This window comes from Streptomyces sp. NPDC051183 (assembly GCF_040682455.1).
Classification (GTDB): Bacteria; Actinomycetota; Actinomycetes; order Streptomycetales; family Streptomycetaceae; genus Streptomyces.
In genome coordinates this window covers 45,909-62,855 of the sequence record NZ_JBFBBA010000045.1, presented here as the reverse complement: position 1 = coordinate 62,855, position 16,947 = coordinate 45,909, and the positions used below count along the sequence as shown (strand labels likewise).

14 protein-coding genes are annotated in these 16,947 nt (G+C 71.7%); 5 read left to right on the top strand and 9 right to left on the bottom strand.

The features are described 5' to 3' along the window. Window positions 1-314 precede the first annotated feature (314 nt). Window positions 315-941, top strand: coding sequence for a hypothetical protein (locus AB0M99_RS31140; protein ID WP_365926346.1), 627 nt, complete (start codon window positions 315-317; stop codon window positions 939-941). On the opposite strand, the gene AB0M99_RS31135 is transcribed toward AB0M99_RS31140, so the two are convergent. The 7 genes from AB0M99_RS31135 to AB0M99_RS31105 form a co-directional block, all read right to left on the bottom strand. Further along, the gene (locus tag AB0M99_RS31135; RefSeq protein WP_365926344.1) at window positions 938-2,176 is read right to left on the bottom strand and encodes a GNAT family N-acetyltransferase; all 1,239 of its coding nucleotides are present in this window, start codon (window positions 2,174-2,176) and stop codon (window positions 938-940) included. The two genes, AB0M99_RS31140 and AB0M99_RS31135, sit on opposite strands and share 4 nt — an antisense overlap. Window positions 2,177-2,245: 69 nt before the next feature. After that, complete coding sequence (locus AB0M99_RS31130) at window positions 2,246-3,517, bottom strand: YncE family protein (RefSeq protein WP_365926342.1); 1,272 nt, start codon at window positions 3,515-3,517, stop codon at window positions 2,246-2,248. Window positions 3,518-3,644: 127 nt separating this feature from the next. Then, window positions 3,645-4,796 (bottom strand): XdhC/CoxI family protein, encoded by a 1,152-nt coding sequence (locus AB0M99_RS31125; protein ID WP_365926340.1) that lies wholly within the window; start codon window positions 4,794-4,796, stop codon window positions 3,645-3,647. An 81-nt stretch (window positions 4,797-4,877) separates the two neighbouring features. Beyond that, window positions 4,878-6,341, bottom strand: coding sequence for an NCS2 family permease (locus AB0M99_RS31120; protein WP_365926338.1), 1,464 nt, complete (start codon window positions 6,339-6,341; stop codon window positions 4,878-4,880). A gap of 369 nt (window positions 6,342-6,710) precedes the next feature. Beyond that, window positions 6,711-9,116, bottom strand: a complete 2,406-nt coding sequence (locus tag AB0M99_RS31115) for a molybdopterin cofactor-binding domain-containing protein (RefSeq protein WP_365926336.1) — start codon at window positions 9,114-9,116, stop codon at window positions 6,711-6,713. A 2-nt stretch (window positions 9,117-9,118) separates the two neighbouring features. After that, the gene (locus AB0M99_RS31110; RefSeq protein WP_365926334.1) at window positions 9,119-9,724 is read right to left on the bottom strand and encodes a (2Fe-2S)-binding protein; all 606 of its coding nucleotides are present in this window, start codon (window positions 9,722-9,724) and stop codon (window positions 9,119-9,121) included. Window positions 9,725-9,726: 2 nt separating this feature from the next. Continuing rightward, a complete protein-coding gene (locus AB0M99_RS31105) occupies window positions 9,727-10,623 on the bottom strand; it encodes a xanthine dehydrogenase family protein subunit M (RefSeq protein WP_365926332.1) in 897 nt (298 codons plus the stop codon). Between the two features lie 254 nt (window positions 10,624-10,877). Between AB0M99_RS31105 and AB0M99_RS31100 the strand changes: the two genes are divergently transcribed. Together AB0M99_RS31100 and AB0M99_RS31095 are read left to right on the top strand one after the other, a co-directional pair. Then, window positions 10,878-12,557 (top strand): PucR family transcriptional regulator ligand-binding domain-containing protein, encoded by a 1,680-nt coding sequence (locus AB0M99_RS31100; protein ID WP_365926330.1) that lies wholly within the window; start codon window positions 10,878-10,880, stop codon window positions 12,555-12,557. A 166-nt stretch (window positions 12,558-12,723) separates the two neighbouring features. Continuing rightward, window positions 12,724-13,500 carry a hypothetical protein gene (locus AB0M99_RS31095; RefSeq protein ID WP_365926328.1) on the top strand — a complete coding sequence of 259 codons (777 nt, stop codon included), beginning with the start codon at window positions 12,724-12,726 and terminating at the stop codon, window positions 13,498-13,500. Window positions 13,501-13,524: 24 nt separating this feature from the next. On the opposite strand, the gene AB0M99_RS31090 is transcribed toward AB0M99_RS31095, so the two are convergent. Continuing rightward, window positions 13,525-14,190, bottom strand: a complete 666-nt coding sequence (locus AB0M99_RS31090; RefSeq protein WP_365926326.1) for a GntR family transcriptional regulator — start codon at window positions 14,188-14,190, stop codon at window positions 13,525-13,527. Between the two features lie 112 nt (window positions 14,191-14,302). Here AB0M99_RS31090 and AB0M99_RS31085 point away from each other — a divergent pair, with 112 nt between their 5' ends. Both AB0M99_RS31085 and AB0M99_RS31080 read left to right on the top strand, forming a co-directional pair. After that, window positions 14,303-15,154, top strand: coding sequence for a (2Fe-2S)-binding protein (locus AB0M99_RS31085; RefSeq protein ID WP_365926324.1), 852 nt, complete (start codon window positions 14,303-14,305; stop codon window positions 15,152-15,154). A gap of 196 nt (window positions 15,155-15,350) precedes the next feature. Next, complete coding sequence (locus AB0M99_RS31080) at window positions 15,351-16,415, top strand: DUF2637 domain-containing protein (protein ID WP_365926322.1); 1,065 nt, start codon at window positions 15,351-15,353, stop codon at window positions 16,413-16,415. A gap of 65 nt (window positions 16,416-16,480) precedes the next feature. Here the strand turns inward: AB0M99_RS31080 and AB0M99_RS31075 are convergent, their stop codons facing one another. Then, a complete protein-coding gene (locus AB0M99_RS31075) occupies window positions 16,481-16,861 on the bottom strand; it encodes an ATP-binding protein (protein WP_365926352.1) in 381 nt (126 codons plus the stop codon). Between the last annotated feature and the right edge of the window lie 86 nt (window positions 16,862-16,947).

The window sequence follows — 16,947 nt, the reverse complement described above, 5'->3', positions numbered from 1 at the left end:
CGTCGCCGGATCGGGTGCCCGAGGGCGCGTCGCCCGATCGCGATGCTCGCGGCATCGTGTCGGGACATCTTGCGGCGCGGGGCGGTGAGCGGCTTTGCGCCAGTGCTCGTCGCCCCACATCGAGGTGTAGGCCGGATCGACGGCCACGATGGCCAGGGCGGCCACCGCGCGGCTCATCTCGATGGCCCCCGTCGACCACTCGGAACAAGCGGTCCCGCACACCGCGCTGGAACGTTCACTCGCCGACCTGTGGGTGCGCACCAGCCGGGACATGGCCCCGCCGGTGCGCGCCGAGTTGGGCCACGCTCGTGAGCATGCTGCAGAGCTGGGTGTGGGAGATGGAGAACCAGATCCACCACCGCATCCCGGACCCGGTGGACTACGCCGAGATGCACCGCCACACCTTCGGCTCCCACCTCACGATGTACCTGTGCCGGCTCGGCAGGGCGGGCCGGGGCATCCCGGAGGAGATCTACGCCTCCGGCACCATCCGCTCCCTGGAGAACGCGGCGGCCGACGCCGCCTGCCTGATCAACGACATCTTCTCCTACCAGAAGGAGGTGGAGGTCGAGGGCGAGGTGCACAACCACGTGCTCGTCACCCGGAACTTCTTCGACATCGGCTACCCGCAGGCCCTGCACATCTGCCACTCCCTGATGGCCCGGCGCATCGAGGAGTTCGAGCACATAGCCGCCGGCCAGCTGCCGCTGCTCTACGACGACTGGGAGCTGGGCGCAGCGGCGCGGGCCGGAATCGACGCGTACGTCGGCGAGTTGCGGGACTGGCTCGCGGGGATCCTCAACTGGCACGAGAAGTGCCGCCGTTACCGCCAGGAGGACCTGTACCCGCCGGGTGACAGGCTCTCCACGGCCGTATGGAGCTCCGGCTTCGGCATGTCGGCCGCCAGGATCCCGCAGCTCGCCCGACGGCGGGTGCGCTAGAACTCGTCCGAGGTGTGCGGCAGCGGACCCCCGCCCAGGGCGTCGTCCAGCGCCGCCGCCGCGCCGGGCGTGTGCTCGGCCACCAGCCCGGCCGCGACCAGGTCGGCGGCCCGGGTCCCGCCGAGGTAGCAGGCCGCGAGCTCCCGTACGTCCAGGGACAGGTCCGGGCTCTGCCCGGCAGGCTCGTACACCGCCCCGTGGGGCCCCGCCTTCAGCCGGTGGCGCCCCGCGTTGGCGGGCAGCCGTACGTCGGTCAGCTCCAGTACGAGTTCCACCGGCGCGGCCCACGAGCGCGCAATCAGCGCCGCCCGCACGTCGACCAGGCGCAGCCACAGCGCCGGATACGCGCCGGTGACCCGGACCTGGTCCCGGTCGGCGGCGAAGTGCAGCAGCGGGTCGTCGGCCGGGCGGCCCCACGCCCGGACCGTGCCGGTGAGGTCGAGGGAGGCCAGGCACTCCCAGAGGGCGGCGGCCACGTGCGGGGTGTCCGCCTCCAGTTCCTCGACCCGCACCAGGCCGGGGGTGTGCCCGGGTCCCGTCCCGCTCCCGGACTCCGGCTTCGTCCGGTACAGCGCGTAGCCCGCGATCGGCCGGCCCGGCTCCCCCAGGGCGATGATCCGGGGCGGGCTCAACTCCTCGTCCTCCTCGTCCTGTTCGCAGAGCCAGGCCTCGGTCCAGCGCTCGGCGTCGCGGGTGGGCCGGCCGGCCCGGACCGAGCGGGCCGCCTCGTGGTACGGGCCGATGACCGCGAGCGCGTCCTCGGGGTCGACCAGCCGCAGCGGCCGCCGGTCCGGGTCGATGCGCAGGGCCAGCGGCCGGGTGGAGTCGATCTCGACGGTGACGCCCTGGGTGGCCGACCCGTAGCCGAAGCGGCCGTAGATGGCGGCCTCGGAGGCCCACAGCGCGGCGACGGGGCTGCCCGCGGCCCCGGCGCCGCGCAGCAGTTCGCCCATCAGGCCGGTCAGCACGCCGCGGCGGCGGTGCGTGGGGGCGACGGAGACGAAGGTGACCCCGGGGCAGGACAGGTCCGCCCCGGGCACCGACAGCCGGAAGTCGTGCGCGGCCATGAAGCCGACCAGTGCGTCCGCGTCGTAGGCGCCGATGCGCGTGCAGGTGCGGAGCATCGCACGGTGCCGCTCGCGCGCCTCCTTCTCGGGGCGATGGTGGAAGACCAGGTACGCGAGCTCCAGAGCGCGGTCGATGTCTGCCTCGGGTACCTCACGGATGTCCACCATGATCGGCAGACTAATCGGTCATCGCGGACTGGTCACCTCATAGTGGCGTGATCTGCCCGAGTGGTCCGTTCAGCGCCCGCTCACCGGGCCGGTCCAGCCGGCCGGGACGTGACCGATGCGGATCCGCTGCGGGTGGTCGCCGACGGGCACGGAGACCCGCTTGGTCCCGGTGGCGAAGTCGATGGCGGTGATCTGGTCGGTGCCGCTCTCGGAGATCACGCAGGCCGTGCCGTCGCCGTCGACGGTGGCCCAGTACGGCTTCGAGGCGGGCACCAGCGGCCCCTCGGTGAGGGTGGCGCGGTCCACGACGGTGACGTAGTCGTCCATGGTGCCCGCGATGCAGAGTTTGGCGCCGTCCGGGCTCATGGACATCCCGTGGTGGCGGGAGTCGTTGACCCAGGTGGTGCGGTCGCTGCTGGTGGCGGGGTTCTGGGGCAGGGTCTTGATCCGGGTGATCCGGTCGGTGGCGACGTCGTACTCGACGAACCCGTTGAAGAACGACACCTGGAAGTAGAGCTTCGACTCGTCGGGGCTGAAGGAGACGGGCCGCACCGCGTCGGACAGGTCGGACCGGCCGAAGGCGTTCAGCCGCTCGCGCATGTCGAGCACCCGGACGGTGCGGAAGGTCTGCGCGTCGACGACGGTGATCTTCCGGTCGCCCTTCGTCCAGTCCAGCCAGGGCGCGTCGAGGGCGGAGGTGACGTCACCGATGGAGCTGTTCCACAGGAAGCGGCCGTCCCGGGTGAAGGTGTTCTCGTGCGGCTTGTCGCCGGTGGCGAAGGAGCCGACCTGGCGGCCGGTGGCGATGTCGAGGACGTGCACGGTGTTGGCGGTGGAGGCGGAGACGGCGACGCGGGTGCCGTCCGGGGAGACCGCCATGTGGTCGGAGCGGTAACCGGCCACCGGGAAGCGCCAGTTGATGCGGCCCGTCCGTACGTCGATCGAGACGACGTCGGCGAAGCTGGGGCGGGAGGCGACGACGGCGGAGCCGTCCGGGGTGGTGTACATGTCGTCCACGAACTGGTCGTGGCCCTCGCCGGCGGTGGCGCGGATGCCCAGGAAGTAGCCGAGCTTGATGGGGTTGAGGTAGATCTCCCGCAGCCGCTCCTCCTTGTCCGGGATGACGTTGATCCGGCCCACCTTGGCGAGGTTCCCCGTGGAGGCCACGACGTCCGCGGTGCCCTCCCAGTTGTTGCCGACGAACAGCACCTCGCGCAGGCCGGGGGCGTCGCCCGGCGCGGCGTCCGCCGCGGGGCCTGCCGCGAGGGTGCCCGCGGCCAGCGCGCAGACGGCGAGAAGCAGGCGCAAGGGGGTGCGGGCGGTGCGTACGGTCCGGGACATCCGCTCAACTCCGTTATCAGGAAGCGCTGTTACCGGCCGGTAAAATAGACGGGACAGCGAAAGGGCGCAACCCTCACGGGGTGCGCCCTTTGCTCACTTCTTCACCGCGCTACAGCAGCGGACCTCTTCAAGCGACGGAGCCGATCCGGCTGACGGCCGTCTTCGCGGGGTCCGGGTGGATCGGGATGTGCGCGCCGGTCAGGGCGACGCCGCTGCCGCCGCGCCGGTTGGCGACGATCTCGGCCGCGATGGACAGCGCGGTCTCCTCGGGGGAGCGGGCGCCGAGGTCCAGGCCGATCGGGGAGCGCAGGCGGGCCAGTTCCAGCTCGGTCACGCCGACCTCGCGGAGCCGCTTGTTGCGGTCCTCGTGGGTGCGGCGGGAGCCCATGGCGCCTACGTAGGCGACGGGCAGCTTGAGGGCCAGTTCCAGGAGCGGGACGTCGAACTTGGCGTCGTGGGTGAGCACGCACAGGACGGTACGGCCGTCGACCTCGGTGCTCTCCAGGTAGCGGTGCGGCCAGTCGACCACGATCTCGTCCGCCTCGGGGAAACGGTTCTTCGTGGCGAACACGGGCCGCGCGTCGCACACGGTCACCCGGTAGCCGAGGAACTTGCCGATCCGCACCAGGGCGGAGGCGAAGTCGATGGCGCCGAAGACGATCATCCGCGGCGGCGGGACGCTGGACTCGACCAGCACCTTGAGCGGCTCTCCGCAGAGCCTGCCGTCGGCCCCGATCTCCAGTACACCGGTCCTGCCGGCGTCGAGCATGGCGCGGGCCTCTTCGGCGATGGTGCGGTCGAGCTCGGGGTGTCCGCCGAATCCGCCCTCGAAGGCGCCTTCGGTACGGACGAGCACGGCGCGGCCCAGCAGCTCGGCCGGGCCCTCGGCGATCCGGGCGACCGCCGCCGCCTCCCCCCGGGCGGCGGCGGCGATGCCCGCCGCGAACACCTCCCGTTCGGGAGAGCCCACGGGGATCGGGGTGACGAGGATGTCGATGATCCCGCCGCAGGTCAGGCCCACGGCGAAGGCATCGTCGTCGCTGTAGCCGAAGCGCTCCTGGACGGTCTCGCCGTCCTCCAGCGCCTGCCGGCACAGCTCGTACACCGCACCCTCCACGCATCCGCCGGAGACCGAACCGATCGCGGTGCCTTCGCCGTCGACGGCGAGCGCCGCTCCGGGCTGCCGGGGCGCGCTCCCGCCGACCGCCACGACGGTGGCGACGGCGAAGTCACGTCCCTGCTCGACCCACCGGTTCAGTTCCTCGGCGATGTCCAGCATTGCGGCCTCCTCGGAGGGGTTCGGTCTCCAGTATCGGATACGTGGAGGGTGCGGTTCTGGTACGGATCAGGTCCGCCCGGGTCAGCCGACCCCGAGCCAGCCCTCGATCGGGTGCAGGGCGTAGAAGACCACGAAGATCGCGGTCAGACCCCACATGAAGGCGCCGATCTCACGGGCCTTGCCCTGAGCGATCTTGATGGCGACGTACGCGATGACACCGGCGGCGACACCAGCGGTGATCGAGTAGGTGAACGGCATGATCACGACGGTCAGGAAGACCGGGATCGCGGTCGCGCTGTCGGCCCAGTCCACGTGGCGGGCGTTCTGCATCATCATCGCGCCGATGACGACCAGGGCCGCGGAGGCGACCTCACCCGGGACGATCTGCGTGATCGGGGTGAAGAAGAGGCAGGCGGCGAAGAACAGGCCGGTGACGACGGAGGCGAGACCGGTACGAGCTCCCTCACCGACGCCGGTGGCGGACTCGACGAAGACGGTCTGGCCGGAGCCGCCCGAGATGCCACCGATGGCGCCACCGGCACCGTCGATGAACAGGGCCTTGGACAGGCCGGGCATGCGGCCCTTGTCGTCGGCGAGCTTGGCCTCGGTGCCGACGCCGATGATGGTGGCCATCGCGTCGAAGAAGCCGGCCAGGACCAGGGTGAAGACGATCATGCCGACCGTCATGTAGCCGACGTCGCCCCAGCCGCCGAAGGAGACGTCACCGAAGAGCGAGAAGTCCGGCGCCGAGACCGCGGAGCCGCTGAGCTCCGGCGGGCCGCTGCGCCAGGCCTTCGGGTCGATGTCCGCGACGGCGTTGACGATGGCCGCCAGGACGGTTCCGCCGACGATGCCGATCAGGATCGCGCCGGGAACCTTGCGTGCCTGCAGCATGAAGATGGCGAGCAGGGTCAGGCAGAAGATCAGGACGGGCCAGCCGGCGAGCTCACCGACGGCACCGAGCTGGACGGGGGGGCCGAATTCCGGGCCCCTGCCCACGAAGCCGGCCTTCACGAGGCCGATGAGGGCGACGAACATGCCGATGCCCATGGTGATGGCGTGCTTGAGCGCGAGGGGAATCGCGTTCATGATCATCTCTCGGAGGCCGGTGACGACCAGGAGACAGATCACGACGCCGTAGACCACGCACATGCCCATGGCCTGCGGCCAGGTCATCTGGGGGGCGACCTGCGAGGCCAGCACGCCGGACACGGAGAGGCCGGCGGCGAGCGCGAGCGGCACCTTGCCGACGAAGCCCATGAGGAGCGTCGAGACGGCCGCGGCGAACGCCGTGGCGGTGATGATCGCCGAGGTGGCCATGGTGGCACCGTCGACGTCCTTGCCCGAGAGGAGCAGGGGGTTGAGCAGGAGGATGTACGCCATGGCCATGAAGGTCGTGATACCGCCACGGACCTCGTTGCCGACGTTGGAGCCTCTGTGCGTTATGTGAAAGTACCGGTCGAGCCAAGATCGGCCTGCGGGGGTACGAGAGCCGTCGCCGGCCTCTTCCGCACTGGTCTTGGGCTCCACAGACGATTGGGTCATGGTGCCTAACTCCCAAGGTTCAAAGGGGCACCCGCATAAAGATTGGAGACGCGGGATTTGGGAAACTGCGTTTGGCTGCACGACCCGGGGTGACGGCCCGAGGCGACGCGAATGTTCACTGCGTGTACTGCGGGTACTGCGGGGGTTTTGCGGTACTGCCGGCGACACCGGGGGTGTTGGGTGCCACGTGGACTACTGCTGGGTATTGCGGGGGGTACTGCCGGTGAAACGGACCGCGAGCGGTGCGGTACTTCGAACTCCGGACTTCGTGCTCCGGGCGGTGGGACTGGAAGTGTGACGTTCCCGTGTCACACCGCCCGGAGAGTCTTTGGGGGTCCGGGGGCCTCTCGGCCCCCGGACCGCGCCGTCCTAGAGGGTGCCGGTGAGGGCTTCCGGACGGATCGGCGTCTTGTTGAGCTCCAGACCGGTCGCCTGCCGGATCGCCGCGAGGACGGCCGGGGTGGACGAGAGGGTCGGAGCCTCGCCCATTCCGCGAAGGCCGTACGGCGCCTTCGGGTCGGCGAGCTCCAGGACGTCGACCGGGATGGTCGGGGTGTCGAGGATGGTCGGGATCAGGTAGTCCGTGAAGGAGGGGTTGCGCACCTTCGCGGTCTTCGGGTCCACGATGATCTCTTCCATGATCGCGACGCCCAGGCCCTGGGTGGTACCACCCTGGATCTGGCCGACCACGGAGAGCATGTTCAGCGCCTTGCCGACGTCCTGGGCGGTCGCCAGCTCGACGACCTTGACGAGGCCGAGCTCGGTGTCCACCTCGACGACCGCCCGGTGCGCGGCGAAGGTGTACTGGACGTGGCCGTTGCCCTGGCCGGTGACCAGGTCGAACGGGACGGTCGGGTGGTGGCGGAACTCGAGTTCGAGGTCGATCGCCTCCTCGCCCTCCAGGATGTCGGCGATGTCCGCGAGGACCTCGCCGCCGTCGGTGACGACCTTTCCGCCTTCGAGCAGCAGCTCGGCGGTGGCCCAGGCCGGGTGGTACGAGCCGTTCTTGCGACGGCCGATCTCCAGCAGGGCCTCGCGGACCGCCTCACAGGTGTTCTTCACCGCGCCACCGGTCATGTACGTCTGCCGCGAGGCGGACGTGGAACCGGCGGAGCCGACCTGGGTGTCGGCCGGGTGGATGGTCACCTGCGTGACGCCCAGCTCGGTACGGGCGATCTGCGCGTGGACGGTGATGCCGCCCTGGCCGACCTCCGCCATGGCCGTGTGGACCATCGCGACGGGCTCGCCGTTGATGACCTCGAGTCGCACGCGGGCGGTCGAGTAGTCGTCGAAGCCCTCGGAGAAGCCGACGTTCTTGATGCCGACCGCGTAGCCGACGCCGCGGACGACGCCCTCGCCGTGGGTGGTGTTGGAGAGACCGCCCGGCAGCGCGCGGACGTCCGCGCCCTCGCCGGCCGACTCCCACTGGCGCTCCGGCGGCAGCGGGCGGGACTTGACCCGGCGCAGCAGCTCGGCGACGGGCGCCGGGGCGTCCACGACCTGGCCGGTGGGCATGATCGTGCCCTGCTCCATGGCGTTGAGCTGGCGGAACTCGACCGGGTCCATGCCCAGCTTCGCCGCGAGCTTGTCCATCTGGGCCTCGTACGCGAAGCAGGCCTGGACAGCGCCGAAGCCGCGCATCGCGCCACAGGGCGGGTTGTTCGTGTAGAGCGCGATCGCCTCGATGTCCACGTCCTCCAGGACGTAGGGACCCACCGAGAGGGAGGAGGCGTTGCCCACGACCGCCGGGGAAGCGGACGCGTACGCGCCGCCGTCCAGGACGATCTTGCACTTCATGTGCGTGAGCTTGCCGTCCTTGGTCGCGCCGTGCTCGTAGTAGAGCTTCGCCGGGTGGCGGTGCACGTGGCCGAAGAAGGACTCGAACCGGTTGTAGACGATCTTGACCGGCTTGTTCGTGGCCAGGGCCAGCAGGCAGGCGTGGATCTGCATCGAGATGTCCTCGCGACCGCCGAAGGCACCGCCGACGCCGGAGAGCGTCATGCGCACCTTCTCCTCGGGGAGACCGAGGACGGGGGCGATCTGCTTGAGGTCCGAGTGCAGCCACTGGGTGGCGACGTACAGCTCGACACCGCCGTCCTCGGACGGCACGGCGAGGCCGGACTCCGGGCCGAGGAAGGCCTGGTCCTGCATGCCGAAGGTGTACTCGCCCTCGACGATGACGTCGGCGCGCTTGCGGGCCTCTTCCACGTTGCCGCGGATGATCGGCTGGCGGTGCACGATGTTCGGGTGCGGGACGTGACCGATGTGGTGGTCGTCGCGGCCCTCGTGGATCAGCGGCGCGTCGGCGGCGAGGGCGGAGGCCTCGTCCGTGACGAGCGGCAGCTCACGGTAGTCGATCTTGATCTTGGCGGCCGCGCGGCGGGCGGTCTCCGGGTGGTCGGCGGCCACGAGGGCGACCGGCTCACCGTGGTGGCGTACCCGGCCGTTGGCGAGAACCGGGGTGTCCTGGATCTCCAGGCCGTAGTTCTTCATCTCGGCCGGCAGGTCGTCGTACGTCAGGACCGAGTACACGCCGGGCATGGCGAGCGCCTCGGAGATGTCGATGGAGACGATCTCGGCGTGGGCGACGGTGCTGCGCAGGGTCTGGCCCCACAGCATGTCCTCGTGCCACATGTCCGAGGAGTACGCGAACTCACCGGTGACCTTGAGGGTGCCGTCCGGGCGGAGCGTGGACTCGCCGATGCCGCCCTTGGTGTGCTTCTGGCTGACGTTCGTGGGAGCGCCGGCGGGCACGGTGCGGGTGTTCTGGGCCATGGTCAGACCGCCTCTGCCTGACGGGCGGCCGCGAGGCGGACCGCGTCGAGGATCTTCTCGTAGCCCGTGCAGCGGCACAGGTTGCCGGAGAGGGCCTCACGGATGTCCTGGTCGGACGGGGAGGAGTTCTCCTCCAGCAGCGCGTCGGCCTGGACCAGGAGGCCCGGGGTGCAGAAACCGCACTGGACGGCGCCGGCGTCGATGAACGCCTGCTGGATGTTGGAGAGCTCGACGCCCTCGCCGGTCTGCGAGTCGCCCGGCTTGGCCTCCCACTGCTTGGCCGCGTCCAGGGACACGCCCTTGCTGCCGCAGCCGCCGCCGGTGCCGCAGGCACCGCCGTGGCCGTGCTCCTCGCGCTGCTTGGCGAACTCCGCCAGGCCCTCGACGGTCACGACGTCGCGACCCTCGACCTGACCGGCCGCGACCAGACAGGAACAGACCGGCACGCCGTCGAGGCGGACGGTGCAGGAACCGCACTCGCCCTGCTCACAGGCGTTCTTCGAACCCGGCAGGCCCAGGCGCTCGCGCAGGACGTAGAGAAGGGACTCGCCCTCCCACACGTCGTCGGCTTCCTGCTGGCGACCGTTGACAGTGAAATTGACGCGCATGATTACGCAGCCCCTTCAAGCGAGCGGCCGTTGTTCGAACCGCGGTACTGCTCCCACGTCCAGACCAGCTGGCGGCGAGCCATGATGCCGACCGCGTGGCGGCGGTACTTCGCCGTGCCGCGGACGTCGTCGATCGGGTTGGCCGCGCCGGAGGCGAGGTCACCGAACTGCTTGGCGATCGACGGGGTGATGACCTTGCCGGACTCCCAGAAGCCGCCCTCTGCGAGCGCGGCGTTGAGGAACTCCTCGGCGGCCTTCGCACGGATCGGGGTCGGCGCGGCCGAACCGATGCCGGTGCGGACCGTCCGGGTCTCGGGGTGCAGCGCCAGGCCGAAGGCGCAGACCGCGATGACCATCGCGTTGCGCGAGCCGACCTTGGAGTACTGCTGCGGGCCGTCCGCCTTCTTGATGTGGACGGTCTTGATGAGCTCGTCGGCGGCCAGCGCGTTGCGCTTGACGCCGGTGTAGAACTCGTCGATCGGGATCAGGCGAGAACCGCGTACGGACTCCACCTCGACCTCGGCACCCGCCGCGAGCAGCGCCGGATGGGAGTCGCCGGCCGGCGACGCGCAACCGAGGTTGCCGCCGACGCCGCCGCGGTTGCGGATCTGCGGAGACGCGACCGTGTGCGAGGCGAGCGCGAGACCGGGCAGCTCCGTGCGGAGGTTTTCCATGATCTGCGTGTACGGGACGGAGGCGCCCAGACGGACCACGTCCTCACCGACCTCCCACTCCCGCAGCAGACCGATGCGGTTCAGGTCCAGGAGGTACTCCGGCCGACGGTGGTCGAAGTTGATCTCGACCATTACGTCGGTGCCACCCGCAATCGGCACAGCTGTGGGGAACTCGGCCTTAGCGGCGAGCGCCTCCTCCCAGCTGGCGGGGCGAAGGAAGTCCATGTGCGGCTCTCTTCTTCTTAATCGGGTCGTTCACTTCAAGCCAGTGGGCCCGAAGGCCCTCGACTGGTCGTTCACGTGCTGTTAACGCGGTGTGGAGTCAGTACACAAGCCGCGCGTCCCCCGGGTGCAGTCACCGAAACCATGAAGGAGTTGGCTGGCGACCTCCCTCGTCTTGTAGATTCGTATGAAAGGCAGGATGCAACGACCTGCCCGATTTCCAACGGCAACATTCGAGACAGATCGGCGGCGACATCATGCGGCTGCGCGCACTGCTGGAAACCGAGGCGCTGGGGCTGCGGCTGCTGGGCGGCGAGGACGAACTCGACCGGACGGTCCGCGGGGTCATGACGACCGACCTGAGGGATCCCAGCCGATACCTCACCGGGGGCGAGCTCGTCCTCACCGGCCTGGCCTGGCGGCGGAATTCAGCCGACTCCGAGCCGTTCGTACGAATCCTCGCGAGCGCGGGCGTCGCGGGTCTGGCGGCCGGCGAGGCGGAGCTGGGAGACATCCCGGACGATCTGGTATCAGCCTGTCGGCGCAATCGGCTGCCCCTGTTCGCCGTCAACGAAGACGTTGCATTCGCCACGATCACCGAGTACGTGGTGCGGCAGGTCTCCGGGGAGCGCGCGGGCGACCTCGCGGCCGTCGTGGACCGCCACCGGCGCCTGATGACCTCCGGTCCGGCCGGTGGCGGACCCGACGTCGTGCTGGATCTGCTCACCACGGACCTCGATCTGCGGGCCTGGGTGCTGTCCCCCACCGGGCGCCAGATCGCCGGAGCGGGTGAACCGCTGGCGCCGGGCGTGTGCGCGGCCTTGGCCAGTGAGCACCTCGCGGCGGTCCGGACGGGCCGCAGGGGGCCGCACAGGATCTCCATCCAGGGTATTACCTACTCGCTCTTCCCGATCAGGGGACATGGCCGCGGCCCGGCCGCTCCGGCCTCCCGTGACGTGCGCGAGAGCGTGCTGTCGGACTGGCTGCTGGCCGTGGAGGCCGACGCCGGGGACTGGCCCGCGGAGCGGCTGGACCTGCTGCAGGGCGTGACCCAGCTGATCGCCGTCGAGCGGGACCGGCGCGACGCCGCCCGTACGGTGCGCCGCCGGCTCGCCCAGGAGGTGCTGGAGCTGGTCCAGACGGGTGCCCCGCCCGCCGAGATCGCCGCCCGCCTGCGGGTGGCCGCCCCGGTGCTGCTGCCCGGGCTGGGCGCAGCCCCGCACTGGCAGGTCGTGGTGGCCCGGGTGGACTGGGACGGCGGGGACATCCCCGGCGGCCCGGTGGCCCAGTCGCTGCTGGAGGAGATCCTGGTCGACCCGTCCGTCTCGGGGCCGGAGCCGTCCGACCGGATCGCGGTGGCCCATGCGGGTGACGAGGCCATCGCCCTGGTGCCGCTGCCCTCCCTGTCCGGGGACGGCGGCGAGGACAAGGGCCCGGACTCGGCCCTGCACGCCGACGAGCTGCTCGCGTCCGTACGGGAGCCCCTCCAGGCCGGTCTGGCCGACGACGGCCGGCTCACCCTGGGCGTCAGCGCCGCGGTGCACTCGGCCGAGGGGCTGCGCGGGGCGCTGGAGGAGGCCCGGCACGCCCGCCGGGTCGCCGCGGCCCGTCCGGGCCGGGTCTGCGCGGCCGGGCACCACGAGCTGGCCTCGCACGTCCTGCTGCTGCCCTTCGTGCCGGACGACGTGCGCCGGGCGTTCACGGCCCGGCTGCTGGACCCGCTGCGGGACTACGACCGCCGCCACCGGGCGGAGCTGATCCCGACGCTGGAGGCGTTCCTGGACTGCGACGGCTCGTGGACCCGCTGTGCGACGCGGCTGCACCTGCACGTCAACACGCTGCGCTACCGGGTCGGGCGAATCGAGCAGTTGACGGGGCGTGACCTGTCCAGGCTGGAGGACAAGCTCGACTTCTTCCTGGCACTGCGCATGAGCTGAGAAGATCCCGTTCCGGCGCGGACGGGGGTCGGGCCGGGGCGGCTGATGATCCGTCCGGACTTTGTGAAAGAGTTCACCCGACCCCTTGGCCGAAGCCGCCGATCCGTGCTCTCATTTCGCCCCAGGGCTCAACGACGTGCTGCTTGGTTGCTTTGGGGAGGGCAATGTGGCGGATACCGCCATGTCCGGTGCCGGAACTACCGGGGGAGACGACCCCCTCCAGCGGGCGATATGGCGGCTGCGCTCCCGCGGCTGTTGGACCGACGCGGCGGCTCTGCTGACGCCGCACCTCGCCGACGCGGGCGCCGCGGTCCAGCGCACCGCGCTGCTGGTCGAGCGGTGCCTGTTCACCGGCCAGGGCTGGGCCGAGGCGGAGGACGCCCTGCGGGTCGCCGAAGCGGTGGCCGCGAGCGACGACGAACGCGGTGCGGCCGCCTGCGAGCGGGGCCACCTGGCGTACGCCGCCACCGTGCTCGGCGTACGGGACCGGGCCGACGAGGCCCGCTCGGCCCTGGGCAGGGCCGCGGCGCTGCTGTCGCCCGGGTCCCGCACCAGGCCGCTGCTGGACTTCCGCCGGGGCCTGGTCGCGGAGCACCTCGCCGACGCCCCGCAGTCGGCGCTGCCGGCCTACCGGCGGGCGCACGCGGGGGCGGCGGCGCACGGCGACACCCTGCTGCTGTCCTTCACCTGGCGCCACCTGGCCGCGCTCGCGCTGCGGGACGGCGAGGTCGCCGAGGCGCGCAAGGGCTTCGCGGAGTCCCTCCGCATCCGGGAGGACCTGGGCTTCCTGGTCGGCACGGCGCCGGCGCTGGCCGCCCTGGCCGAGGCCGAGCCGGAACCGGAGGCGACCCGGCTGCGCGCCGAGGCCCGCCGTCTGTTCCACCTGCTGGGAGGCATCCCGACCTGGCTGGCGGACCAGCTGGCCCCGTCCCCCGCGGCGTAACCCGGGCCCGGGTCCCGGCAGGGTTCAGGCGCGGGCGCCCTGGAAGTGCTCCCGTACGAGGGACTCGACCACCGGGAGGTCGCGCGCGACCAGGGCTTCCAGCAGCGCCGCGTGCTCGGCCGCGTCGGCGACGAGATCCGCGCGCCGCACCCGCGGAGCGCCCGGGAGGGGCCACTGCGCCCGCCGGTGGAGGTCCTCCGCCACCTGGACCAGCTGCCGGTTGCCCGCCAGGCCCAGCACCGCCCGGTGAAAGGCCCGGTCCGCTTCCGCGTACCCCGCCATGTCCCCCGTCGCCGCCGCCTCGGCGGTGGCGGCGGCCGCCGGACGCAGGTCCTCCCAGGTCTCGGGGGCGACCGTACGGGCCAGCCCGAGCATGACCGGGACTTCGAGCAGCGCCCGCACCTCGGCCAGCTCCGCCAGCTCCCGCGCGGTCCGGACCAGTACGCGGAAACCGCGGTTCGGGAGGCACTCCACGGCCCCCTCCAGCGCCAGCTGCTGCATCGCCTCGCGCACGGGCGTCGCGGAGACCCCGAAGCGCTCCCCGAGCGCCGGGCCCGAGTAGACCTCCCCCGGCACCAGTTCGCCGTCGACCAGCGCCGTGCGCAGGGCGTCGAGGACCTGCCCGCGCACCGAATGGCGCACCACCTTGCGCGTCTGTGCCGGTACCCGGGCTCGGGCCGTGTCGTGCACTCGGTCCTCCAACGGGTCTCGACCTGCTCCGAGGATACGGCCCGACCGAGATCGGGTAAGGTAAGGCTAACCTGTTAACGATCGCGTGATTCGGTGGTCCGTCATGACCGTCATGGCCGTCAGCACGTCCACCCCGGCCGGCTCTCCGGTGGCGGACGCGTACGCGCGCCTGACCCGGGCGTACAGCGGGCTGCGGGTCGAGGAGCTCTCGGCGCACGAACCCTCCCCTCGCGGTGCGGGGTGGGTCGGCGCGGACGAGCTCGCGGCCGGCGGCGCGGCGCTGGACGCCTTCCTCGACTGGGACGACGCCCAGGTCCTGCGGGACTACGGCAGCCGGGGCCGGCCCGACGTGGTCGCGGGCTTCGGCCTGCACCGCTACGCGTGGCCGGCCTGCCTGCTGGTCACCGTCCCGTGGTTCCTGGCCCGGCGCGTGCCGCGGCTGCCCGTCGCCGACGTCTCCTTCCACCGGACCCACGGCCGGATGGCGGTCCGCCCCGGCTCCTTCGCCTGCCTCCCGGACGACCCGGCGGCCGGCCTCCCCGGGGCCCGGGTCGTACCCGACGAGGAGGCCCTGCGCGCCGAGGTGCGGGCCGCGGTGGCCGAGCACCTCGGGCCCGTGCTGGAAGGTTTCGGCCCGCGCATGCGGCGCGGGCGGCGCGCACTGTGGGGCATGGTGACCGACGAGGTCGCCGAAGGCCTCTGGTACGTCGGCCACCTGATGGGCGACCGCGAGGAGGCCCGCGCCGTGCGGGAGCTGGAACTGCTGCTCCCCGGCGCCACGGCCCCGTACACCGGCGGCGCGGGCTTCCGTACGCTGCCGGGCCCCGACGGCCGCGGACTGCCCACCCGGGACCGGGCCGCCTGCTGCCTCTTCTACACGATCCGACCCGAGGACACCTGCGTCACCTGCCCGCGCACCTGTGACGCGGACCGGATCTCCCGCCTCACGGCCGCCGCGGGCTGAACCCACCCGTACGGCTGACCGTAATCGAACTCAACCCGGCCCCTGCGAGCGGGAGTTCGAACCACAACACCCTATCCGGCGGGCCCCGCCCCCCGATGGCGTCCACTTGACCCGAAACCCGCATGCGGCGGCGACCGGCTGCGCCAATATGGCGCCCGGAAGGCCGCATACGCGAGGCAGAGGCAGGGACATCCGCATGAGACTGACCGACATATCGCTGGACTGGCTGCTGCCCGGCAGCCTGCTGATCCTGGGCGTACTTGCGGCAGTGGCGGTACTGGCCCGGGGCAAGCGCGAAGGCGAGAAGGCCGCGGTGGCCGAGGACAGCTGGGAGCGCAGCGAGGAACGGCGGCGGCGCAAGGAAGCCGTCTACGGAACCGCCTCGTACGTGCTGCTGTTCTGCTGTGCGGCGGTCGCCGCCGCGCTCTCCTTCCACGGACTGGTCGGCTTCGGCCGGCAGAACCTCAACCTCTCCGGGGGCTGGGAGTACCTCGTCCCCTTCGGGCTCGACGGCGCCGCCATGTTCTGCTCGGTGCTCGCCGTCCGCGAGGCCAGCCACGGTGACGCCGCCCTCGGCTCGCGCATGCTGGTCTGGCTGTTCGCGGGCGCGGCCGCGTGGTTCAACTGGGTGCACGCGCCGCGCGGCATCGGACACGACGGGGCCCCGCAGTTCTTCTCCGGGATGTCGCTCTCGGCCGCCGTGCTCTTCGACCGGGCCCTCAAGCAGACCCGCCGGGCGGCGCTGCGCGAACAGGGCCTGATCCCGCGGCCGTTGCCGCAGATCCGGATGGTCCGCTGGCTGCGCGCCCCCCGGGAGACCTTCGGCGCGTGGTCACTGATGCTGCTGGAGGGGGTGCGCACCCTCGACGAGGCCGTGGACGAGGTGCGCGAGGACAAGAAGGAGAGGGAGCAGGACCGCCACCGCAGGCGCGAGCAGCACCGCCTGGACCGCGCGCGCATCAAGGCGCTGGGGCGGCAGAACCGGGCGTTCGGCCGCGTGGGCCGGGGCCGTCAGGTCGAGATGCCGGGGCTGGCCCCCGGAGCGGGCTCCGCGCCGGTCGGCGCGGAGCCGGCCATAGCGGAATCGGGACAGCTGCCCCTTCGCCGCCGGCCCTCCCTCCAGGCCGTGACCGGAACCGAACCGGCTGACGTGACGGGCCCCCGGACGGTGGACCTCACCGCCGAGGACGACACGCAGACGCTTCCCCGCCTGGACTCGCTGGAGCGCAAACTCAAGGACCTGGAGCAGCAGTTCGGCTGAACCGGCGCTGAACCAGCGCTGATCCGGCCCTGATCCGGAACGACCCCGTGGGGCCCGCCTGCCAGTCAGGCGGGCCCCGCGTCGCACGCGCCGTCCAGCTCGAACCACACCACCTTGCCGCTGCCCATCGCGAGCGCGTCCACTCCCCACGCGTCGGCGAGCGTCTGCACCAGCACCAGCCCCCGGCCGTGCGTACCGTCGTCGGCGGACGGTACGTGCTGCCGGGGGCGGCGTGCGGCGTAGTCCCGGACCTCCACCCTCAGCCGGTCGGCGGCGAGCCTCGCGCAGACTTCCGCACCCTGGTCGGTGTGGACGAGGGCGTTGGTGACGAGTTCGGTGATGAGCAGCTCCGCCACCTCGGCGGCGTCGGCCCGGCAGCGGTGTCGCATCAACTCCCGTAAGGCCCGGCGCACTTCGCCCACCGCCTTCAGGTCGGCCCGGCGCACGCTGCGGATGATCTCCAGCGCGTCCACCGGCCCGCCGTCCCCTCCGGACGGTTCGCGCGGCACCGGCCGCCCCCTTCCCCACAGCT